At 49.3% G+C, this 21,771-nt stretch carries 21 protein-coding genes and 1 pseudogene; 7 read left to right on the top strand and 15 right to left on the bottom strand.

Going from position 1 to position 21,771, the window contains the following annotated elements:
• Nucleotides 1–86 precede the first annotated feature (86 nt).
• The 5 genes from BJP58_RS23460 to BJP58_RS23440 all read right to left on the bottom strand — a co-directional run bounded on the left by BJP58_RS23460 (nt 87) and on the right by BJP58_RS23440 (nt 4,172).
• The gene (locus tag BJP58_RS23460; RefSeq protein ID WP_194540785.1) at nt 87–836 is read right to left on the bottom strand and encodes an ABC transporter permease; all 750 of its coding nucleotides are present in this window, start codon (nt 834–836) and stop codon (nt 87–89) included.
• Nucleotides 837–1,598: an ABC transporter ATP-binding protein gene (locus tag BJP58_RS23455; protein ID WP_194540784.1), complete on the bottom strand. Its 762-nt coding sequence runs from the start codon at nt 1,596–1,598 to the stop codon at nt 837–839.
• Between the two features lie 169 nt (nt 1,599–1,767).
• The gene (locus BJP58_RS23450; protein WP_194540783.1) at nt 1,768–2,109 is read right to left on the bottom strand and encodes a DUF1048 domain-containing protein; all 342 of its coding nucleotides are present in this window, start codon (nt 2,107–2,109) and stop codon (nt 1,768–1,770) included.
• A gap of 71 nt (nt 2,110–2,180) precedes the next feature.
• Nucleotides 2,181–2,501 carry a PadR family transcriptional regulator gene (locus BJP58_RS23445; protein WP_071222099.1) on the bottom strand — a complete coding sequence of 107 codons (321 nt, stop codon included), beginning with the start codon at nt 2,499–2,501 and terminating at the stop codon, nt 2,181–2,183.
• A gap of 420 nt (nt 2,502–2,921) precedes the next feature.
• Nucleotides 2,922–4,172, bottom strand: a complete 1,251-nt coding sequence (locus BJP58_RS23440) for an MFS transporter (protein WP_194540782.1) — start codon at nt 4,170–4,172, stop codon at nt 2,922–2,924.
• Nucleotides 4,173–4,452: 280 nt separating this feature from the next.
• Between BJP58_RS23440 and BJP58_RS23435 the strand changes: the two genes are divergently transcribed.
• Together BJP58_RS23435 and BJP58_RS23430 are read left to right on the top strand one after the other, a co-directional pair.
• Nucleotides 4,453–4,971, top strand: coding sequence for a sigma-70 family RNA polymerase sigma factor (locus tag BJP58_RS23435; RefSeq protein ID WP_194540781.1), 519 nt, complete (start codon nt 4,453–4,455; stop codon nt 4,969–4,971).
• A complete protein-coding gene (locus tag BJP58_RS23430; protein WP_194540780.1) occupies nt 4,968–5,816 on the top strand; it encodes a hypothetical protein in 849 nt (282 codons plus the stop codon). Before BJP58_RS23435 ends, BJP58_RS23430 begins: the two co-directional genes overlap by 4 nt.
• Before the next feature lie 131 nt (nt 5,817–5,947).
• On the opposite strand, the gene BJP58_RS23425 is transcribed toward BJP58_RS23430, so the two are convergent.
• The 3 genes from BJP58_RS23425 to BJP58_RS23415 form a co-directional block, all read right to left on the bottom strand.
• Nucleotides 5,948–7,009: an NAD(P)-dependent alcohol dehydrogenase gene (locus tag BJP58_RS23425; RefSeq protein ID WP_194540779.1), complete on the bottom strand. Its 1,062-nt coding sequence runs from the start codon at nt 7,007–7,009 to the stop codon at nt 5,948–5,950.
• A 39-nt stretch (nt 7,010–7,048) separates the two neighbouring features.
• Nucleotides 7,049–8,725: a glycoside hydrolase family 13 protein gene (locus tag BJP58_RS23420; protein WP_194540778.1), complete on the bottom strand. Its 1,677-nt coding sequence runs from the start codon at nt 8,723–8,725 to the stop codon at nt 7,049–7,051.
• Between the two features lie 289 nt (nt 8,726–9,014).
• Nucleotides 9,015–11,267: an ATP-binding cassette domain-containing protein gene (locus tag BJP58_RS23415; protein WP_194540777.1), complete on the bottom strand. Its 2,253-nt coding sequence runs from the start codon at nt 11,265–11,267 to the stop codon at nt 9,015–9,017.
• Between the two features lie 286 nt (nt 11,268–11,553).
• Here BJP58_RS23415 and BJP58_RS23410 point away from each other — a divergent pair, with 286 nt between their 5' ends.
• A complete protein-coding gene (locus tag BJP58_RS23410; protein WP_071222106.1) occupies nt 11,554–12,129 on the top strand; it encodes a 5' nucleotidase, NT5C type in 576 nt (191 codons plus the stop codon).
• Nucleotides 12,130–12,360 carry a hypothetical protein gene (locus BJP58_RS23405; protein ID WP_071222107.1) on the top strand — a complete coding sequence of 77 codons (231 nt, stop codon included), beginning with the start codon at nt 12,130–12,132 and terminating at the stop codon, nt 12,358–12,360.
• Between the two features lie 397 nt (nt 12,361–12,757).
• Here the strand turns inward: BJP58_RS23405 and BJP58_RS23400 are convergent, their stop codons facing one another.
• From BJP58_RS23400 to BJP58_RS23380, 5 genes and pseudogenes are all read right to left on the bottom strand, one after another.
• The gene (locus BJP58_RS23400) at nt 12,758–13,276 is read right to left on the bottom strand and encodes a DinB family protein (RefSeq protein ID WP_194540776.1); all 519 of its coding nucleotides are present in this window, start codon (nt 13,274–13,276) and stop codon (nt 12,758–12,760) included.
• Nucleotides 13,277–13,389: 113 nt separating this feature from the next.
• On the bottom strand, nt 13,390–13,689 hold the full coding sequence (locus BJP58_RS23395) for a phage holin family protein (RefSeq protein ID WP_071222109.1): 300 nt from the start codon (nt 13,687–13,689) through the stop codon (nt 13,390–13,392).
• 280 nt (nt 13,690–13,969) lie between these two features.
• Nucleotides 13,970–14,419 carry a hypothetical protein gene (locus BJP58_RS23390; protein WP_233354737.1) on the bottom strand — a complete coding sequence of 150 codons (450 nt, stop codon included), beginning with the start codon at nt 14,417–14,419 and terminating at the stop codon, nt 13,970–13,972.
• A gap of 163 nt (nt 14,420–14,582) precedes the next feature.
• Nucleotides 14,583–16,387, bottom strand: a pseudogene (locus BJP58_RS23385) (ABC transporter ATP-binding protein).
• Complete coding sequence (locus tag BJP58_RS23380; protein WP_194540775.1) at nt 16,384–18,129, bottom strand: ABC transporter ATP-binding protein; 1,746 nt, start codon at nt 18,127–18,129, stop codon at nt 16,384–16,386. The pseudogene BJP58_RS23385 and the gene BJP58_RS23380 overlap by 4 nt, the downstream one beginning before the upstream one ends.
• A 262-nt stretch (nt 18,130–18,391) precedes the next feature.
• Between BJP58_RS23380 and BJP58_RS23375 the strand changes: the two genes are divergently transcribed.
• Nucleotides 18,392–18,724, top strand: coding sequence for a hypothetical protein (locus BJP58_RS23375; RefSeq protein ID WP_071222114.1), 333 nt, complete (start codon nt 18,392–18,394; stop codon nt 18,722–18,724).
• A gap of 273 nt (nt 18,725–18,997) precedes the next feature.
• On the opposite strand, the gene BJP58_RS23370 is transcribed toward BJP58_RS23375, so the two are convergent.
• Nucleotides 18,998–19,726 (bottom strand): N-acetylmuramoyl-L-alanine amidase, encoded by a 729-nt coding sequence (locus BJP58_RS23370; RefSeq protein WP_194540774.1) that lies wholly within the window; start codon nt 19,724–19,726, stop codon nt 18,998–19,000.
• A gap of 398 nt (nt 19,727–20,124) precedes the next feature.
• On the opposite strand from BJP58_RS23370, the gene BJP58_RS34280 reads away from it, so the two are divergent.
• Nucleotides 20,125–20,334, top strand: coding sequence for a DUF6199 family natural product biosynthesis protein (locus BJP58_RS34280; protein ID WP_442953938.1), 210 nt, complete (start codon nt 20,125–20,127; stop codon nt 20,332–20,334).
• Between the two features lie 491 nt (nt 20,335–20,825).
• On the opposite strand, the gene BJP58_RS23365 is transcribed toward BJP58_RS34280, so the two are convergent.
• A complete protein-coding gene (locus tag BJP58_RS23365) occupies nt 20,826–20,924 on the bottom strand; it encodes a YjcZ family sporulation protein (protein WP_074961926.1) in 99 nt (32 codons plus the stop codon).
• Between the two features lie 275 nt (nt 20,925–21,199).
• Here BJP58_RS23365 and BJP58_RS23360 point away from each other — a divergent pair, with 275 nt between their 5' ends.
• A complete protein-coding gene (locus BJP58_RS23360) occupies nt 21,200–21,442 on the top strand; it encodes a WGxxGxxG family protein (protein ID WP_194540773.1) in 243 nt (80 codons plus the stop codon).
• Nucleotides 21,443–21,771: the final 329 nt, after the last annotated feature.

Genomic DNA, 21,771 nt, shown 5'->3' with positions numbered 1-21,771 from the left:
AAAAAAAAGGCTCTCCCCTGCATAACAAGGGAGGGCCTCTTTCACTAGCGGCTGACTATTGATATGGCTATTTCATCATGGTGTACTTACCCTAACTGGCGTTTAAATTGTTTACTGGCGAAGAAGTAAGCGATGACCATGATGCCGACGCACCAGCCAAGCGCAACCCAGATCCCGTTCCCAACAGACCCTTCATACAAGAGGGAACGAATCGTATTCACGATAGATGTCACGGGTTGGTTCTCTGCAAACGCCCGAACCATTTTAGGCATGGTTTCGGTGGGGACAAAGGCCGAACTGATAAACGGCAGGAAAATCAGCGGATACGAGTAGGCTGTCGCCCCTTCCATAGACTTCGCTGTCAATCCAGGGATGACCGCCAGCCATGTCAGCGCCAGCGTAAACAACCCTAGTATCCCCGCTACCGCAAGCCAATCCAGGATACTCGCGCTTGAACGGAAGCCCATCAGCAGCGCGACAAGGAAAACCACAACAACAGTAAGTGCATTAGAAACTAGCGAGGTCAACACGTGAGCCCACAATATCGAAGAGCGCTTGATGGGCATGGTAACGAAACGCGCCATCAACCCGCTTTTTATATCCGTAAACAGCCGCAGTGAAGTGTAAGCGACGCCGGATGCGACAGCCATCAACAGGATTCCCGGCAATAAATAATTGACGTAGTTGTTCGTACCTGTCTCTATGGCACCGCCAAATACGTAGACAAACAGCAGCATCATCATAATCGGCGTAATCGCCACCGTGATAATCGTATCCGGGCTGCGCAAGATGTTGCGCATTAAACGTCCTAGTAATGTCCCTGTTTTGTTTTTCATTTACATCGCCTCCTTGTTGCCGATGATCGCGAGGAAAATTTCCTCCAACGTCGGCTGCTTCTCAATGTATTCCACTTTCGCTGGCGGGAACATCGCCTTGAGTTCGGCAAGCGTACCGGTCGTGATGATTTTTCCGCTATGCAAGATGGCGATACGGTCCGCCAACTGTTCGGCTTCCTCCAGATACTGGGTCGTCAGCAAGATGGTCGTGCCGCCGCCGGCAAGCTCCTTGACGGTATCCCAGACTTCAATTCGCGCTTCGGGATCAAGCCCTGTCGTCGGTTCGTCGAGAAAAATGACGGCTGGCGTCCCGATCAGGCTCATGGCGATGTCAATCCGGCGCTTCATCCCGCCGGAATACTGGTCTGCCCGGCGATTAGCCGCATCGGTCAGGCTGAATCTTGCAAGCAGATTGTCGGCAACTTGAGCAGGATTGGAAACTCCCCGCAACTTGGCGATCATCATCAGGTTTTCCCGCCCGGTGAGCATGCCGTCCAAAGCTGCAAACTGCCCTGTCAGACTAATGCTCTGGCGAACATGATCCGGTTGACGCTGGACGTCAAAGCCGCAAATACCCACTTCCCCGCCATCGGGCTTCATCAGCGTCGAGAGGATATTGACTGTCGTCGTCTTGCCCGCTCCATTGGAGCCCAGCAGTGCGAAAATTTCGCCGCGCTGCACCTCAAAATCCACCCCCTTTAAGACTTCTTTGTCTTTAAAGGATTTTTTTAACCCTTTTACAGAAATCGCTGCATTTCTCATATTTTATCCTCCTTATAATAAGCGCCTTGCGGAGCTGGATTACCTACACTCATCTATTTAGTATGACTGATAATCTGTATAACTTACTACCAGGTCAAAAATTAACTGAATAGCGAAGGCGGTAAGTCACATTTGATAACCAGCTAATCAGTCGTATTATCTATTGGAGTTATTTTTTTCCCAATCGGTTCAAGATATCCTGATTCAAATCTTCCCGATACTTGGCTACATAGGTTTTAGCGTTTGCCACTAGTTCATCGGCAAAGGACGCCACGTCGTCACCAGTGATCTCCAGCACTTGTCTGCCATCGGCCGCACCGGCTTCGAACAACTCGATTAATTCATACTGCATGTGCAGCATATCCATCCCGTTGCCCGTTGAGAAATTCCACATGTAGTTTTGAATTTTCTTAAACACAAACTGGTAGTCCTCTGGAAGGGCTTCAACCCGTGCCATCATCATTTTGTACTCTTTTTTATCACCAATCATTTTTTTGAACATTTCCAACATATTATTTTCCCTCCTTTTATATAAAGCTGACCAAGGCACCACACAAATATCGGACGGAATATCTTATGAAGCTAATTTGACTTCAAGACGTTGATTTTGGAGGATAAGAAATCCCATTTTTCCCAAAACAATTCAAGCTCCTGACGGCCAGCCTCATTAAGTGAGTAAAACTTGCGCGGCGGCCCCATATCTGACGGTTTCTTTTCAATGTTCACCAGCTTTTTCTTTTCTAACCGCACGAGTATGGTGTAGACCGTCCCTTCCACGACTTCGGTAAAGCCAAGCTCGTTCAGACGGCGGGTAATCTCATAGCCATAGGTTTCACGGCGGCTGATGATTTCCAGCACGCAGCCTTCCAGCGAACCCTTCAGCATTTCAGTTAAATTTTCCATATTGGAAAGCCTCCTTTATTTCGTCCCTCCCCTATTCAGTATTACCTATATTCAGTATAACATAGTACTAAGGGAATTTTTTACTTAATAGCATTTGGAAAAACACGCTATTAAGTATTACTCATTACATGTACATTGTAATACTAAGTAGTAAGGGATGTCAACAATTTCTTTAAAATATTTTTGCAACCTCATTGCTCAGTGTTGTCGGTATTCAGTGTGACCTACTACAGGTATATCGTAATACGTAGTAGATGGATTGTCAACCGGATTCTCGAAAGATTTTCAAAACCAGTATTGCCCCGCGATTATTAAGGTTTCACGTTCAGTAAACCGTATTGATGATGCTTGCTGTAGCTCGTGTCCGGATCCATTTATGCATGCAAAAAAGTCGAGCCTTAAGCTCGCCTTTTTTAATGATTATTCGATGCCGATCCGTCCTTGTTCAAGCCCCTCCCCTGACTCCGGCAATCTCGTTCGTATCCGTAATGCGTAGCATCCCGAGATGAACAGCACCGTGGCAGCGATGATATACGTAGCCCGAACGCCGAATTCATCGGTTATGAAACCAAATAACAGGGTGGATAAGCCGAATACCAGCGAAACTAGCGCGCTTTGGGCAGCGTACACTTTCGGCAATACATGGACAGATACGCCCCGCTGCAGTGTAGTCTGAAGCGAGACTGCCTTAAGCTGTTCAAAAACGCCGAAGCCTGCCGAGAACACCAGGGCCAGCCAAGGCACCGAGGTCAATCCAAAACCGAACGTCATGATACTGATGCCGAAGGAAGAGCAGATAACGAACTTGCGGATGTTGCGGTCGATCAGCCCTGCGCCTCTCATGCCAAACAGTCCGCCCAGCATAAGTCCCAGGAAAAAGCTTGCGTTGATATATCCCCACCATGCCTCTTCCCTGTGCAACACATCGGCTACATACACGTAGATGGTCGCCGCGATCCAAATCACGCCCGCCATCGTCTCCAATACATAAATCACGTGAATCGCCCGAATAGAAGGCTGTTTCCAAATGAGTGTCCACCCTTCCTGAATGGAACGCCAATTCGAAACGCGCGCCTTCTCATTCTGTTCCGGAGTGGATTCATGCCGATCCTCGATCATCTTCATGCAGACAGCGGCTGCCAGGGCCAGAGCAAAGGTCAACCATATCACGTTGCTTCCGCCCAAGGCTGCGACCAGCAGTCCCCCAACGGCCCAGCCTCCCAGTTGGATCAACTGATCCACGATGGCAACAAAGCTGTTCGCTTTCGTCAGCTCAGCGGCATCCACCAGACGCGGCAGCATGGCATGACTTGCAGGTGCAGCCCAGCCATCGAGCAGAGAGATGAGGAATACGAATCCGAGAATTGCATAAACCGTCACCTCCAGCTCTCCCAGCACATAGCAGGTTACCAACAACAGAAACAGCATGGCCGTTTTTCCGATCTGAGACGAAGCAAGCAGTGACTTGAGGCTGTATTTATCCATTAATACGGGTGCAAAGCTCCCGCTTATAAACCGTGCCATCGTCGTGAGAAAGGGTACCATAGCCATCAGCATGGCAGATCCTGTAATCTCATGGATCATAGCCATCAGACCGACAATGTAAAATAAATCGCCGCTATTGGCGAGCGCCTGACCGATCCAGAGATATCGAAAAGATTTCCTCTTCATCTTTCTACCCCAATTCTGTATTTAGTTGTATGGGTTAGGGTAGAAAAACCTACATGTTCTGGCCTCCGTACATTTTATATGGTTAATATAGTAACACCGTTAAGGACTTCTGTTAAGTTCATGGATTTTTTTATCCCCGGTTAAAACTATTTGGCCCCCTCCACGGTCTAATGATCAGTCAAGCGCACTCAAGTACTTGAGCATGATCCAATCCGGCCAATGAATGAATAGTTGACACGAATTCGTGCCATGACATGAATACTAGTGCTAGTAGTTAGGGGTGAGTGAACTGAGAGCGAAAGAGTCGAAGCAGCAACAGTTCAGCGAAAATATGGAGAAATGCAAAAACAAGTTGTACCGGGTAGCCTATTGCTATGTCAAAAATGAACAGGAGGCACTGGATATCGTCTCCGAGGCAACCTATAAGGGATATCTCGCTTACGATCGGATGAACACGCCGCAGTATTTTGATTCCTGGATGACCCGGATCGTCATTAACGCTGCCATCGACCATCTCGGTCGCAAGAAGCGGGTTACTTATATGGAAGACCAGACGCAGGACTATGCAGCCGAAGAGCATGCCGTACCGCTGGAAGAGAAGATGGATCTGTACGATGCGCTGGACAGACTGCTGCCGGAGGAGAAAACCTACATCATTTTGAAGTTTTTTGAAGACCTGCGCTTTCGAGAAATGGCGGATGTGTTATCCGTGTCCGAAAGTACCGTCAAGACCAGGTTTTATCGTATTATCGGAAAATTAAAATCATATCTAATCGAGGGAGAGGTCGATAGCCTATGACAGGAAAAGAACGCTACGAACACATTGAAATCCCCGCCCAGCTAACCGGCGTTATCGATGCTGCACAGAAAAAGGCGGCTGCCCGCAAACGTTCCATGCGCTTGACGAGATACTCTTCCGTTGTTGCAGCTGCCGTTGCCCTGCTATTCGTGGTCAACATCCCGACGGTGGCCAACGCCCTATCCAAAGTCCCTGTGGTGGGCAGCATCGTTCAGGTTCTGCAGTTCGGGGGCGGAGGCGAGCGGACCGACGGTGTTACCGTGGGCACGGAAGCTTCCGAAGACGTATTAAAAATTCAATTTAACCAGGAAGGCAAGTCCGTTTCCAGTGTCCCGGCCTACACAGTGGATCATCGGGATGCGCCAAACCGTCTGATCTTCACGTTTAACGGAGTACGAAATTTTGATTATGAAACCCTCAAGAAAGACATGCTGGCTCTGCCGCTGGTGAAGGATGTCTATGAAAATGTGATTCTGGACGACTCGGCCATGCGTTTTGTTGTTGAACTGAAGGATGGCGTGAAACATACCGTATCCGAATATAAAGACCCCGGCTATATTGAGCTGAAGCTCACTTCAACCGGAGAGCCGGTCACCCCGCGCGAGGTCTTCTATATCCGCAGTGAAGCCATGCCGCAAGGGGAATCCCTCGCCATCCTTGAAGAGATTTATATGGAAGACGACGTGACCTTCATTAAGACGACCAGCAACGACTTCCTCGCGGTCATCGGCGGGTTCGATACCCGCGAGGAAGCCGAGCAGAAGCTCGGCGAAATTTCGGCCCGCGACAGCTACGGCGATGATCTCCGCATCGACAGCTGGATGAGTAATGAACGCCCGAACTAACCGGTAACACGAAAAAAAGCACCGCTCCGACAAGTATTGGAGCGGTGCTTTTTGATGATGGTCCATTACGCTGCATTGGCGCGTTTGTTACACGCCAGCTCCGGAAGCGACTCTCCAGGCCGCGAACAACCTTAAGCGTTTGGATGAGGATAGATCATGACTTTTACGCTGGTGTCCTTGTGCGTGCGAGCAAGCTCTACGGCTTCCTCGATCTGATCCAAGGAAAATTGGTGGGTGATGATGTCGCGTATGCGGCTGGCCTTGTTTTGCAGCATCTGAATAGCCGCCGGGTACGTGTTTGCGTAGCGGAACACGCCGTATACATCCAGCTCGGCGTCAACCAAAGCGCCAATATCCACCGGGATCGCATCCTTTGTGGGCAGACCTACAAACACGATCCGGCCTCCCCGGTTCACATATCCGATCGAATCCGCGATGGCCCCGGCGTTGCCCGACGTTTCAATAATAAGATCAATGCCATTGCCGTCCGTCAGTTCGTTCAATCGCTGCGAAACGGATTCGCCCATCGGATTGATCACGCCGGAGGCTCCCATCTGCAGGGCCAGATCACGCCGGTATTCCACGACGTCGCTGCCATATACCTGAGAGGCTCCGGACATTTTGGCCGCCTCCATGGCAAGCAAGCCAATCGGCCCCAGTCCGAGCACGAGCACCCGGTCCTCTGGCCGGATACGCCCCCGTCGTACGGCATGGAGTCCTACGGACAGCGGTTCAAGCAAAGCGCCTTCCTCAAAGGACATTTCATCCGGCAGCCGGAACAGGAAGTCGCTTCGCACCGCAACGTATTCGGCCCAAGCTCCGTCAACCGGCGGGGTTGCCATAAATACAACATCCGGACACAGGTTGTAACGTCCGCTTTTACAATAAGAGCAGCGCCCGCACGTTACGCCCGGTTCCACGGCCACGCGGTCACCAACGGAGACATTTCTTACCTTCTCCCCCGTCCTTACCACAACGCCGGCAAGCTCATGCCCCAGAATCAGCGGTTCCTTCACCTCATACCTGCCAATCCGTCCATGCTCATAGTAATGCACGTCCGAGCCGCATATGCCGATGCAGTATACCTGAATCAAGGCTTCATCCGGCTTCGGCTCGGGAATGGGAACCTGCTTCACCCCGATGGATAACGGGCGATCAAGAACGGCGGCAGACATCATATTGAATTGTGACAAGCTGCTTTCACCTCTCATCTCAAGAAATCGCTTACCCACTTAGTTTACACGATAAACTATCGCTTCATAAGGGTGTAGCGCGAATTCGTCGAAGCTTCGGTCCGAGCGCTCGTAATTCGAGAGTACAACTTCCGGTTGATGCTCACTCCATTCCGCCGGGAACTGAAAATCCGGTGTTCCGCTATAAAAGTTGAGAACAATCAAGTACGTCTCGTTCCCGAGCGATCTGGAATAGGCGAAAATTTCTGAATGCTCTTTAAGCACGGCTTCATATTTTCCGTAGATCAGCGCCTCACTGGATTTGCGCAGTCGGATCAAGGCTTTATAGTAATTCAGAATGGAGTCGGGATCGGTTAGCTGCTGCTCTACGTTGATTTCATGATAATTCGGATTGCAGCGGATCCACGGCACAACCGTTGAGAAGCCGCCATAGAGCGTGTCATCCCACTGCATCGGCGTTCTTGCATTGTCCCTAGCCCGGTACGCGATTCTACGCATCGTCTCGGACACGTCTTTCCCGTCCAGAAGCCGCTCGCGATAATAATTGTAGATCTCCACGTCCCGATAATCACTCAGCTCTGCAAACTCGACATTCGTCATTCCGATTTCCTGTCCCTGATAAATAAACGGCGTCCCCTGCATCAGCATAAAAAAAGTAGCCAGCATCTTAGACGATTCCTTATGATAATGGACCGGATCGCCAAAACGGGATACGGACCGCGGCTGATCGTGATTCTCCATATAGAGGGCATTCCAGCCCACGCCTTCAAGGCCCGTCTGCCATTTATGCATGATCTGCTTCAATTCGGCCAAGTCCCAGACCGCATAATCCCAGCGTCCTTCCAGTCCGAAATCAAGATTGACATGCTCAAATTGAAAAATCATGTTCAGCGACCCGTTCTCTTCCCCGATCCAGCGGTCTGCTTCCGCTATCGGAATGCCGCTCGCTTCGCCAACCGTCATAATGTCATAATGAGCGAACGCCTCGCGTTTGAATTGCTGAAGAAATTCATGGATGCCCGCGATATTCCGATGTCCGGGATTCGAGTCGACATAACGAAGGTGATTCGGATTCGGCATATCCGGCAAACCCGGAAGCTTCTTAATATGGGTAATCGCATCCACGCGGAAACCGTCAATCCCTTTATCCAGCCACCAACGGATCATCTTGACCAGATCATCCCTGACCGCCGGATTCTCCATGTTTAAATCAGGCTGCTTCTTGGAATAGAGATGGAGATAATATTGATCCGTTAACTCGTCATATTCCCAAGCGGAGCCGGTGAATACGGATTCCCAATTGTTCGGCTCCGCTCCATCCCTCGCATTCCGCCAGATATAGTAATCCCGCTTCGAATTGGTCCTTGAGGAACGGGATTCAATAAACCACGGATGTTCATCCGAGGTATGATTGAGCACCAGATCCATAATAAGCCGCATGCCGCGGTTATGGATTTCGGCCAGCAGCTGATCGAAGTCGGCCATGGACCCGAACTCCGTCATAATATCCTGATAATCGCTGATATCGTAACCGTTGTCGTTATTGGACGAACGATAGATGGGGCATACCCATATAACATCAATCCCGAGATCCTTCAAATAATCCAGGCGGGATATAACCCCTTGCAGATCCCCGATGCCGTCTTCATTCGAATCCATAAAGCTGCGCGGATAGATTTCGTAAGCAACGGCTTCTTTCCACCATACTTTCTGCATTGTCGTATCCCCCGTTTACAATAAAGATGCTGCTTATTTAGAAATGCAGACCGAGTCGTTACACGCATCATTAACCAACTTGGTCTGTCGCAGCATACAGTATTGCCGTTTAAGCGATCTTATAAGCCTAACAACCATAGAATAGCCATGCCGCGGGGGTATGCGGCATGGCCTTTGGCAAGTCCATTATAAAACTACGAAAAGCGAATCCTCCCTGCTCCCATGTTACATACTGCATGGGTTCGGTCAGACTCCGGTAAGAACCGGCCTTCGCCCCCTTGGATTCCCGCTAACCCCGTACATACTTCGCAGTCAGCGATTGTTCCGCCGTGATCAGTTCAGCAGGCGTTCCTTCGAACATGACCCTGCCTCCCCTGCTGCCGCCCTCGGGTCCGAGATCAATGATCCAGTCCGCCTGACGGATCACATCCAGATTGTGCTCGATCACGATCACCGAGCTGCCATTATCAACGAGCCGATTCATCATGTCCAGCAAATGCCCGACATCCGACATATGCAGTCCGGTCGTCGGCTCGTCCATCACGTAGATCTTTCCCTGCTTGTGCAGCTCGCTGGCCAGCTTGATGCGCTGGCTTTCGCCCCCGGACAGAGTGCTTAGCGGCTGTCCGAGGGTCAGATAGTGCAGGCCCACATCGTGCAAAGCCTCCAGCCGCCGCCTGATTTCTTTTTTCTCGAAAAAATCGAGCGCCTGCAGCACGGTCATATCCAGCACATCGGTAATCATTTTTCCATGGAGCTTATACTGCAGTACATCATCCTTAAAGCGCCTGCCGTCACAGGTGTCGCACGGAGACTTGATGCCTTCCATGAACGCCAGGTCCGTATAGATGAAACCAAGCCCGTGGCAGTCGGGGCAGGCCCCTTTGGAATTGAAGCTGAACAGGGATGGACTCTGATCGTTAGCTTTGGCGAACAAACTCCGGATGTCATCCATGATGCCCGTATAGGTAGCAGGATTGGAACGGATCGAGGTGCTGACGGCAGACTGGTCGATGACGACAGCCTCGGGATGCTGGGACAGGAAGGCGTGATGAATCAGCGAGCTCTTGCCTGACCCCGCTACGCCCGTGATCACGGTCAACACGCCTTCCGGGATATCCACCGTTACATTGTTCAGATTATGATGATTGGCATTGGCAATCCGCATCTGTCCTGTCGGTACCCGGAACTGTTCTTTCATCGGCATGAAACGTTTCATATACTGCCCGGTTAACGTAGAATCTTGGCTGCACAGCTGCTCAACCGTGCCCTCGAAGACAATTTCCCCTCCCCGGGTACCGGCATTCGGCCCCACGTCCACCACATGGTCGGCAATTTCAATCACGTCACGGTCATGCTCCACGACCAGCACCGTGTTGCCCTTGTCGCGAAGCTTCCTGAGCATGTCGTTCAGCCGGTGAACATCCCGTGGATGCAGACCCACGCTAGGCTCATCAAAAACATACATCATATCCGTCAGGCTGCTGCCCAGATGCCTAACCATCTTCACCCGCTGCGACTCGCCCCCGGAGAGCGTGGTCGTCTCCCGATTCAGCGTCAGGTAATCCAGCCCCATATCCATCAAGTGCCGCAGCCGCTCGGCCAAGCTGGCCACCATACTGGCAGCCACGGGCACTTTGATATTCAGGATGACCTCTCTTAACTCCCCGATCTCCATAGCCGCACAATCGGCGATATTATAGCCGTTGATCCTGCAGCTTAATGCTGCTTGACTAAGCCGCGTCCCCTTGCATAAAGGGCATGTGCCATGCGTAATAAAATTTTTGACGTGATTCAAGGTGCGTTCCGACAATTCACTGCTGTCTCTCTGAATATAAAGCCGGTTAAACTTCAACACGAGACCTTCGAAGTCGGACTGTACCGGTCCTCCCTTGGACGGGAACGTCACCTTCCCCTCCTTGCCGTACAGAAAGAGATCCCATTCCGCTTCGGAATAGTCGGCCAGCTTCTTGTCGTTATCAAAGAAACCGGACATGGTGTAATTCTTCATATACCAGCTATCTACGGAGAAAATAGGGAATCGGACCGCTCCCTCATTCAAAGACTTGCTTGTATCCAGCAGTTTATTAAGATCCAGCTCAACCTTCCTGCCGATTCCCTGACATTCCGGACACATGCCTTGTGGATCGTTAAAAGAAAAGACGTTGGAATATCCCACAAATGGCTGTCCCACCCTGGAAAACAACAGACGGAGTATGGCGTACAGATCCGTAATCGTCCCTAGCGTGGATCGCGAATTGCCCCCCAGACGCTTCTGGTCGATGACGATGGCCGTCGACAAGTTCTCGATCGAATCGACGTCCGGCTGACTGTGCCGTGGAAGTCGGTTGCGGACAAAAGCGGTAAACGTCTCATTCAGCAACCGCTGAGCTTCCGAGCTGATGGTATCGAACACGATGGACGATTTGCCCGACCCGGATACGCCGGTAAAGACCGTGATTTTTCGTTTAGGAATTTGCAGCGTCACATTCTTCAGGTTATTCTCTCTAGCTCCACGAATGTTGATATATTCTTGCACCATGGCCGTTCCTCCCTTGTACCCTGTAGTGTTCTTATTATAAAAGGGTAATCATGACATGTACTGTCATAATGGATGAAGGCTTTATTAAGTTATTCCCGTAACCGCGAAATATCAGGAAGGTTGTTGCCGCATTAATGCTATACTTAGTTTATAATGAGTCAGGAGAAAGAAAATGTTACTCCCTCCCATTTTTGATTCCGGTTTGCCAACAAGCATCCTGTCCCTTACAATTTACGGAACATCATCGTTTCTTAGAATTCATGATTAACAGGAGAGTAATGACGATATGAGCAAAAAAATAGTCGCCATCGATATGGATGATACCATCTGCCATCTCATACCCAAGGCCATTCATTATCACAATCTGCAGTACAAGGATCCTCAGCTGACGCTGGATCAGATTACCGATTATAACCTGCACCAAATCTGGCATCCTGAATGCTCGGAGGAGTTTTTCTTCGGAAAGCCGGGTTTATATGAAGAACTTGAACTATTTGATGAATATACGATTGACGAAGTCCACAGAATGACGCATGATTATGACGTCATTGTTGTTACCGCAGCCCGCCCCTCCTCGGTGCCCGAGAAATGGAGATGGCTGCAGCGGCATATGCCTTTTATTCCGTTCGAGAATTTTTTCGTGGCCAAACGCAAGGATTTAGTGGAATTTGATCTTCTGATTGACGATGGTCCCCATAATGCGATTGCCGCCAGAAAAGCCGGAAAACAAACCATTCTGATTCCGCGTCCGTGGAACGCGCATATTCAGCATGAATTTATTCTGAAGGATTCCTGGAAGGGAATGAACGAGCTAGTAGACCGCATTTTATCTGATTCTAACCATCAAGGGGATATGAAATAAATGAATACAGACCGCAATAGCCGGTACCTATCGCAAGACATCCATTTTTTCGCGGCCGCCTTATCGGAAACGGTGGTTTCCGTATGGGAAGAGGATCCCGCAAGCGTATACGTGGAGATCGAGCGGGGTTACATTGAATGCTACACACCGGATGTCGTCCGCATCCGCAACGAAGAGACAGGTTATCTGACGCACTACAGCCGTGACACCGCTATGTTTCAACGGATGTAAACCGATAAAGGCCGCTTCCCATGCCGGGAGGCGGCTCTTTAATTATTCAGATTACCTTTTAGCTGACAGGACAAGAATCAGGGTTGCCAGCGGGCCTAGCAATAAGGATAGCAGAAACCAGTTTAATCCGTTCTATTTTTCCCTTGAGCCAAACCCGCATTGATTAATGCCAGCGTTCCCCACCCGACGTAAAATTCATTATTCATCATATCTCCTCCGATACCGTGCTCTTTATATGCTTATTACGTTTTGACATCTGGATCGTTGCAGGGTATACAAAAAAAGAGCAAGGAAAGCTCCCTGCCCGGGGAATATGAACGTGAATAGCAGCAGCCTCAAAAAGCTCTTTCTTTAGCCGCGAAGGCCAAAACTCTCATCGGAGTGGACTTTCGATTCTTTAAGATTGCTCTAATTCTCTTAACAGCTGAAATATCTGTCCCCGATGGTGGGACTCATGCTCAATCAGATGATAGATGACCCATTCCGGTGTTACATCGTAAGGTTCCAGTTGTCTGACCTTCCTCCAGTCCGAGAGGTCCATGCTTTTGAAGTGGGTAAGCAGTTCATGACGTACCTTCTGCATACGGTGAAGGTGTTCATCCAGTGACTGATCCGGGACTTCAGAAAGACGGTTATCTTCGGTACGGTGGTCCCACGGAAAGCTGACCTTTATTTTCGGATCCCAATCGGATTCAAGCACCTCAGCGTATAGCCAGTCCGCTTCAATATAAGCAATATGGTACAACAACGAACCGATCGACTGCCGACCGTCCGCCCTATGGTTCAACTGCTCATACCGAATCCCTTCCAGCCGTTTCAATATCGTTCGCCGCACATCCTCAAGTCCCCATATCCAGCGGCCGATCTCCGGCTCAAATCCAGGCAGGGCCTCAACCGTCAACGTTTTTCTCTGCAAATCTTCACGCTCCCTTAAATCATCTTATGGACTTAAGAGTAACAGGTTCAAGCGGCAGACTGCCAGGTAAAGTTCGGTTTAGGCAAAAATCATCCCGGGCCGTTCAGCCGTTCTTACTTCTTTCTAGTCGCAATCGCCTCTGCCGTTTGTTTAACGGCCTGATGGCCGAATACCGCAAACGCCCCTGCAAGTATGCCTTGAATGATATTTTCCACGCTCCAGCCGATCAAGCCGGTTGTGAACAGAATCGATACGACCATAACCAAATATACAATGCTCCAATTCGGAACCTTCGGCGTTTGCTTCAGCACATATCCGATTACCCAACAGGCAGCAACGACCATGAAGAGCCGCGGGTCGATCAATTGAAAAATGACGCTCCATTCCATGGTAAACCCACCCTTTCCATTCATCTTCTACATCCTATTCCCCGAGCCTATCGATCGGCTTGTATTTATATCCTTATTCTCGCAAGTAAAATAATAGAATAAGCGAAACGGAATTTACGATAGGTTTGACGATATGCAGACGCAGCAACGAATTACGTTGCTCCCGGTGGTGGAAATACGCAGTGAGTATCCATCATGAATGGCGGTGACACTTAAGGCTGCTGCCTACCCGCTTCAGTAATTCCGATGATCCAGTCGGTCAGCCGCCGATCCTTCTCTTCTTGACTGCAATCAGAGGGAAAGGCTAGGTAGGAATCCGGGGCCCCCCCTTCTTAAGAGAAGCTTCTTCTGAATCCTCTTCGTACTGCAAGAAGCGCAGATCCCTTCCATCCAGTGTCTGATAGGCATAACAGCTGTACTCGTGCCCATCAATAACGGTCCAGTGATGTCCTTGTACCCTGGGATTGCACAACACATGCGTACCCTTCAGCTTGTTTAGCGAGTAAAGAAAGCCTTGCAGCTTGGCTTCCGTGACGTGGTAATCATCCAAGTAATAGCGCTGCGAGACTCTGGCAGCATTCGTGTCGATGATCTGGTAGTTTAGAATAAACGCAGCCCCTGTGTGCAGCACCGGATCAAAGTAATCCTTCTGAATCCAGCCCTTATGGCGGGACAGGCGATCGGACACAAGGTAATCGATATTGCTATGGTCCAGGTTATAACCGAACGTTACCAAGAATTTGCGATTCTTCATATAGATCTCTCTCCCTTATACATCTGAATGCCGACCCATTATTTCCCATAAATATTATACAAAAAAAGGCAGCCTCCACACCAACGGAAGCTGCCCTGCTCTAAACCTATCTAAACCTGTCGAAACCTGTTCTTACATCCCCAATTCCAAACCAAACTTGATGTTATACCTTACTAACTTCAGCTTCATCCTCTGCGGGGGCCTGAGCCTCGACAGCGGACTGCTCGCCCTGCCATAACAGCTGCATCTCTTCGCTCGTGGCGAGCAGCTCCGTCAAGCTGCCCTCCGCTTCGATCCGCCCATCCTTCATGACGATGATATGATCGGCTTTCGAAAGAGCTGCCCTCCGATGCGATACCGCGATGCAAGTGACGCCCTGCTCCTTGACAACCCATCCCATACCTGCTGCTCCGTCTCCACGTCCAACGCGCTGGACAGATCATCAAAAATGAATAAATCCGCGCCCGTGATCAGCATGCGTGCCGTAGCCGCCCGCTGGATTTGTCCCCCCGACAGCATAACGCCTCTCGGACCGACAAACGTCTCCAGTCCCTGATCCAGATTCTCGATATCCTTCTCCATGACCGCCAGCCGAACAGCCCGTTCCAGAGCTTCCTCGGTCCGCTCTTTCTTCCCTTGCACGATGTTCTCTCTCAAGGGATCGCTAAACAGCCTTGGAACCTGCGGAGTATAGGCCGCCCGAGGAGGCATAAGGAAGGTTGCCGGATCCACCTCTTCCCCGTTCCAGCGGATCGTTCCTTCCTGTTTCGGCAGCAGTCCCAGCAATGTCCGGACAAGCGTCGATTTCCCCGCCCCGATTCGTCCGGTCACCACCAGAAACTTGCCGCGCTCCAGGCGGAAATTAATATCCGTTATGCCATTCTCCGAATTCGGATAATGGTACGATAAATTCTTGACTTCCAGCTCCTTCAGCTTCTCTCCTGGTTCTCTGTGAATGACGGGCAGTTCCGGCGGCTCTTCGTTCAGATACGTTTCCCGTGCCTCAATGATCCGGTCTTCCTCACCAGGGCGAAACAGCGAGCGCATCCGGTCAAAGGAAACCTTCAGCCGCTTGTGCTGAAATACCATATAACCGAATAAGGAAATGCTGAAGCCGATATTGGCCAGGTAAGACGTGAACAAAGCAAAGTCCCCGACGGTAAAATGCCCGGCCTGCATTTCAGCTGCGCACATCAGCAGAATCAGTCCCGTACAGATGCTAAGCACATGCTGATTCAAGGATCGCATCCATTGTTTGAACAGATTATCCTTCAGCGCTGCCTGCCGGCGGTCTTCGTTCAGCTTCATAAAGCGCTCATGTACATGATCCTCGGCCTGCCCAAGCTTCAAGGCTTGAACCGCACCGAAGGTTTCCGCGATAAAGCTGGTTATGCGCCCTGTAGCTTCCCGGTTCTTTAGGCCGTAACGACGCGCGCGGTTGCCGGACAGATTGTTCAGGAGCGTGACCACCACGAGCGGCAGCACGGCCACCAGCATGATCTTCCAGTTAATGCTCGCCATAATGACAACGGATACGAGGGCAAAAACGAGACGTCCCCAGAAATCCACCCAGGATTCCACGTATTCCACAACTTCATCCACGTCATCGCGGAAGCGGCTCATCGCCTCCCCTGGAGAAGCTGGCAAATTACGCCCCGGCCAGCGCATAATCCCGGCCAGCATGTTCGTGCGCAGAATGGCCTGAATGTGATAAATATACGTTACCCATTGATAGAAGGCCGCAAAGAACGTCCCTACCCGCGCAACCCTTACAACGGCAATAAAGATCAAGGGCACCGCCAGCCATACATAATCCGTGGAACTGGCCGTCGCCCGGTCAAAAAACCACTGCATCCCCAGTCCGATCAATAGCGGCAAGGAATGAAATATGCACCACAGCAGACCGTTGATTAAAAATAATGAAGGCCTGAATCGAAAGAGGCGTCCTATAAAACCCGTGATGGTCATGCCAGTTCCTCCTCTCTGCCTGTGCTCAGCAGTCTGGCATAATGTGATGCCGGATCTAACGCAAGTGCTTCCCGTGCGCCGAATTCCATAATTCGCCCGTCACCCAGCACCATAATTTTATCCACCTGCTCCAGCGTAGCCAGCCGGTGCGCGATGATGATGCCCGTACAGCTGCTCATCAGCTGATCCACGGCTACCTGCAGCATCGTTTCCGTTGCGGCATCCAGACGTGAAGACGGTTCATCCAGAATCACCAAGCTTGGTTGCGTCAAAAATACCCGGGTTAAAGCGAATAGCTGAGCTTCTCCCGCGGACAGCGAAGCTCCGCCTGCTGTCAGATGCGTATCCAGGCCTTCCGGCTGCGCATCGATCCATTGCCGAAGCCCCAAACGCTCCGTCGTTTCCAGAATGAATGCATCCGACACGCCGTGATCAAACAACGTCAGGTTGTCACGCAGCGAGCCATCGAACAGCTGCACATCCTGTGTGACCATCCCCACCCGGCGGTAAAGCGCAGGCAGCTTCAGCTTCGTGATATCGGTCCCCCCAACGCGGATCACGCCGCTGTCGATGTTATACAGTCGAAGCAGAATACGGCTGAGACTCGACTTTCCGCTGCCGGTACGACCGATAATGCCCAGGCGTTCGCCTGGTTTGACTTCAAAGTTGATGTCTTTTAACACCGGTTTATCTTCGTTATAACTGAAGCTGACGCCTTCAAATTCCAAACCGAGCGCCCCTTCCGGAAGCTCCTCTTGCTCTCCGTCCACAATCTCGCTCTTGTTGGACAACAACTCTCTGGAGCGCAGCATGCCGGATTTTGCTTTTTGGAACTCCTGCACTTGGTCACCCAGCATCTCGATCGGATCATTCAGCATCTGCGTATACTGGTAGATTAAGAACAGGGTCCCCAGCGTAATTTCACCGATCAGATAATAGCGAACCCCTAGTAACAGGACAGCGGTAACCGCAAGGGCAAACAGAATCACCGTGGTATTCCAAGGGACAACGCGGAGCATCCAGGCTTTTCTCCCTTTCAGAAACACGGTGCGCATCATCCGGTGAAACCGATTCATCACATACGGCACATTGCCGTTCGCCTGTACATCCTCAATGCCGGCGATGCGTTCCTCAATTAACCCGAACAGCGAAGCGCTGGCTTCGCGTTCATTCTTCGAAGAATTGACGCCCATATTCCGGATGAACACCATGAACAAAATGGACAGCAGCGTAAACACCGTCATGACGATCGCGATCGGCAGATTGACCGTAAACATAAATCCTAGTATGCCGGCGAGCAGCACAAAACTTCCGATAACCTGCACGATGAACATCGCGAAGAAGTTCGAAATATTCGTCACGTCGCCGTCCACCCGCTCGATCATCTCGCCGGGCGTTTTGACATTATGAAATCGCATATCCAGCCGCAAGCAATGCTTCAAGAGATCGCCGCGAAGTCGGTTTGTCGCTCGCCATGAAATATCGTTCCCCATATAGCTGACAGCCACGGTTATCAGCTGGTTAAAAACAGCCACGACCAGAAACAATCCCGCCAGCTGAATCAGCGCGGCTATAACCCCGCCTTCGGCTGCCGTGTCAATAAATCGTTTGACAATTTGCGGATTCAAAAGCTGCAAGCCCGTCGACGTCAACAGCAACACGAGCAGCAGTATTAACCGTCCTTTTACCGGTTTCAAATACCGCAGCAGCCATGACATTGAAACCTTTTCTTGTTTGGGCACAGTGCCCACCCCCATATGCAAGCAAGTATGTACGGACCTCCATCCCCCATAAAGCAAGGTGTGGCGGCAGTAAATCATTACCAGTCTACATGATATCGACCGTCATTCCTAGGTAAAGAATAATTATAAATATGTACTAAACCTTCTCCCTTTATATAAAAATAGCAAGTCAATACCTGCTTCAAAAAAAAGCGAATCCGATAATTCAGCATACTCGTATATGTATAATAGAGTGACGTGCAACTTTTTGGAGGTGGGCATAATGAATACTGGGATCAGTGGATTAGACGGACTGGATGAAGAGAAGCTATCAGAAATTCGCGAAAATGCCGCAAGGCTCTCGGACATGAAACAAGAAGTGCCCGTGGAAGAATTGTTCTCGGAATCATTTATTCAAAGACATACCAAGTTTTCTTCAATCGGTCACTTGCTGAAAGCCGCAGGTTATGAGGGAAGCACAGATGAAGAGTTTGACGAATTCATACAAGGACATACGATTAACCCGTTTATCGTTGAACATACCCCATTTCGCAGCTGGCAGGATTTCCAGGAATTAGCCGTATCGGCTTATATCACGAAATGGCTGGGATTGTAAATAGCTCATCCTAAGGCCTGGGCTTTGCCTCAGATGAGGGAAGACAACCAAAGAAGCCCCTCTAACCGATGTTAGAGGGGCTTCTGATATATTTTTTAAGGGGTGCTTATATCATAAGCTCCGAATATTAATGGAAGCTTAAATTAGGATTAAAGGGACATAAATTGTTCGATGGGGCACAAATAGCACTGCTCTTTTGCACACCCCCAACAAGTGGAGGTTTGCATATCCATGGAGGAGAACCATACTTCCTATCTCCAAATAATCAGGTGTTTATTCGGTCGTAACTGTAGCCGTCTTGGTCTTATTATCCCAGCTCACTCTGGCGCCTAATGCTTCACCGATGGCCCGAAGCGGCACATAGGTCACGCCATTCTCAAGCTTGCCATCCGCGATCTGCTTTCCGTTGACGACGACATGTACCTTATCCTCCACTGTACCAGCCCCCTCTTTCTTCTGAAGCCCCAAATATTTAGCAATGCCATTCACATGCCCGATCGCAATAGAATCTATTACATCCTGCCGTTTAAGCTTAGCTGCATCTGCCGCGACATCGATAAACAAGTTTTCGGTTAAGACGGCAGGCATTTTAGATTCACGGACCATATGCAAGTTAGCGGCCTTCTGCCCCCGATCGATGACTCCGAAGGTTTTAATGGCATTCATGACCTCCGTATGCATAACGTTCTGCAATTTTACCGAACCGGAGCTTGCCGAGGTATATCGATATGACTCAAAGCCCCCTGCACCTCCACCCGCGTTACAATGGATGCTAACTAGGATATCTGCGCCAGCAGCGTTTGCCTTATGAGTCCGTTCAGCCAATTCAAGGAACACATCTGAAGACCGGGAGAGTAGTACTTGGACATCGCCATAATCAGCTTCCAATCGTTTCTTCACAGCAAGAGACACCGCTAACACGACGTCTTTCTCCTGCAGGCCATTTCCGGTTGCTCCGGAATCCTTCCCGCCATGCCCTGCGTCAATCCAAACCTTTTTCACGATCATTCACCGCCTTTGTAGGTTGTTGAATAGCCCGGTGTTCCATTACAGCGAAGGCAACTGCAGCAATTCCTTCCACCAATGCTTGGGCACGCTTATATTAGGCAAGCAACTGTAAGTCCTACTGCAAGGACGAGTATAATATATAAGATACTCCAATCTGGTACATTCGGTGTTTGCTTAAGCCTATATTGGATGGCCTAGATACAGTCTCTATGTTCGTCGATGCCATTCATATCTGGCTTGGTCTATTAATATTCGGAAATCCGACGAAATAGCAATCCGGATGACTGTAGATCTGGTGGAGTTATCCACCTATTTAGCTTGTAATATGTATTACTCGGATTAACTATTTTCATTGGGCTTTTGGTGAGGAGCTGGTTAATATATCTGGATTTGTGCTTATCTTGTTTGCTGTCGTTTTTTTGGTACGTGGTGTATTGAGAATACGCAAACCCACTTGGGGTTCCTTATATAGAATCTGGAAAGTAAAGTATGAGTCTGAGCCAAGTTCGGACTACATTCAATATATTAAATCGAGTGGGCTTCTTCTGCTGGTCCTCGGATCCATTTTATTCGTGGCTGGAATTCTGATTGTTCTGCTATGATCCCTCTCTCCAAGCATAATAGCGAGCCCCCACACACCTTCTCGCCTTTATCAACGGTTATTACATCCTATCAACGGAAAAGCGGCAGATAGTCAATTCCATTTCATTCTCAAGTTGTAGCTCTATGGATAGTGGTGAACCTTTGTTAAGGTTCACCACTGCATTACAGACTTTTTATGCGTGATTCTTCTTATGCTTTTTACACTTTACGATGATTTTTTGCCCAGGTTTGAGGACGATAACTTTAACCTTATGATGATGTTTTTTCATAAGAAATCCTCCCTTCACAGAAGATATTGCATTATATGCAGCATCTGCGAGAATGATTGGACTACTAATCTATGAAATGAAATCATGAAACGATCGACAAAAGAACCCTCTTCCTTATTGCACTGTGTTATGGAAAAGGCACCCAGATTTGTCTGGATGCCTTCAAATATAATTCTGGAACATTCCATTCACGCAAGTGGGTCCTTATACAAGGTATTTACTTAAAATCCCCAAGTACGCAGTATAATTACAAGTAGAATAAAGAGAACGAGAATAACACCAATACTACTTCCATACCCAGAACCTTCGTATCCACTCATTTTTCCCTACCCCTTCCACATTGGAATAATACATAGTATGTAAGGGCGTCTGATAACGCAAAGGCAAGAGGTAATAGTCAAGGACATATTTTATAAAAACAAGAACTATCGAAGATGCGATTACTGTTTAGCCCTGTTCATATCCGTATTTCCGCTATAACGATGAGGATGTCCTTCGTTGTTCAGTAACGAATAATAATATCCGTAAAGGGCACCATAATTCTGGTACCTGTCCCGCTAAATAATCAACATTATTACGGAAAGGAGTTCAAATCGTGAAGAAAATCCTCGCCACATTTTTAGCCGGTATTAGTATTGCTTTGATTCTTGCGGTTCCTGCTTTTGCAGAAAACAACAACAACATGAATTCAAACGATATGAGAACCAATAACGTGAACACAAACGGCTATAACACGAATGCTGTAGGCAATGACAACGATACAGACTGGGGCTGGCTCGGTTTGCTCGGTCTTGCCGGCCTCGTAGGTCTGAGACGTCGCAATCCTGAACGTCATTAAAGACCTGTTGAAGTAATATAATAAAATCCTGCTCATTCGAGCGGGATTTTATTATTTCTTTCACCAATCGCAGAGTCCTCCCTGGTCAAGATCGGCCCTTTTGAGTCAACACACTTTGCAGCAGCGAGGTTCCCTTTCGCGAGTCCCGTTCCTTTTCAGATAAGATCTACTCGTGTTCAAATGAAACCATAGTGAATTTTACCTGAATTTGATATACTGACATCATTACTTTAGTCATGGGTGCGTGATCAATCAAATGTGGGATAAAGAACTAAAAATAGCCATTAAGAAGAAGCACATCGTGACGATATACCTCATCAATGGCGAAG

The organism is Paenibacillus sp. JZ16, assembly GCF_015326965.1.
In the GTDB taxonomy this organism is placed as follows: Bacteria; Bacillota; Bacilli; order Paenibacillales; family Paenibacillaceae; genus Paenibacillus_AQ.
The sequence above is the reverse complement of the archived record's forward strand: the minus strand, read 5'-3'. Positions and strand labels throughout refer to the sequence as shown.

Bases quoted from the DNA above. Each gene is read 5' to 3' on its own strand.
- BJP58_RS23405 (WP_071222107.1), top strand. From the start codon at position 12,130: ATGAATACAGACCGCAATAGCCGGTACCTATCGCAAGACATCCATTTT.
- BJP58_RS23420 (WP_194540778.1), bottom strand. From the start codon at position 8,725: ATGCAGAAAGTATGGTGGAAAGAAGCCGTTGCTTACGAAATCTATCCG.
- BJP58_RS23445 (WP_071222099.1), bottom strand. From the start codon at position 2,501: ATGGAAAATTTAACTGAAATGCTGAAGGGTTCGCTGGAAGGCTGCGTG.
- BJP58_RS23395 (WP_071222109.1), bottom strand. From the start codon at position 13,689: ATGAATGGAAAGGGTGGGTTTACCATGGAATGGAGCGTCATTTTTCAA.
- BJP58_RS23390 (WP_233354737.1), bottom strand. From the start codon at position 14,419: ATGAAGAATCGCAAATTCTTGGTAACGTTCGGTTATAACCTGGACCAT.
- BJP58_RS23365 (WP_074961926.1), bottom strand. From the start codon at position 20,924: ATGAGTGGATACGAAGGTTCTGGGTATGGAAGTAGTATTGGTGTTATT.
- BJP58_RS23455 (WP_194540784.1), bottom strand. From the start codon at position 1,598: ATGAGAAATGCAGCGATTTCTGTAAAAGGGTTAAAAAAATCCTTTAAA.
- BJP58_RS23450 (WP_194540783.1), bottom strand. From the start codon at position 2,109: ATGTTGGAAATGTTCAAAAAAATGATTGGTGATAAAAAAGAGTACAAA.
- BJP58_RS23415 (WP_194540777.1), bottom strand. From the start codon at position 11,267: ATGGTGCAAGAATATATCAACATTCGTGGAGCTAGAGAGAATAACCTG.
- BJP58_RS23430 (WP_194540780.1), top strand. From the start codon at position 4,968: ATGACAGGAAAAGAACGCTACGAACACATTGAAATCCCCGCCCAGCTA.
- BJP58_RS23460 (WP_194540785.1), bottom strand. From the start codon at position 836: ATGAAAAACAAAACAGGGACATTACTAGGACGTTTAATGCGCAACATC.
- BJP58_RS23410 (WP_071222106.1), top strand. From the start codon at position 11,554: ATGAGCAAAAAAATAGTCGCCATCGATATGGATGATACCATCTGCCAT.
- BJP58_RS23440 (WP_194540782.1), bottom strand. From the start codon at position 4,172: ATGAAGAGGAAATCTTTTCGATATCTCTGGATCGGTCAGGCGCTCGCC.
- BJP58_RS23375 (WP_071222114.1), top strand. From the start codon at position 18,392: ATGAATACTGGGATCAGTGGATTAGACGGACTGGATGAAGAGAAGCTA.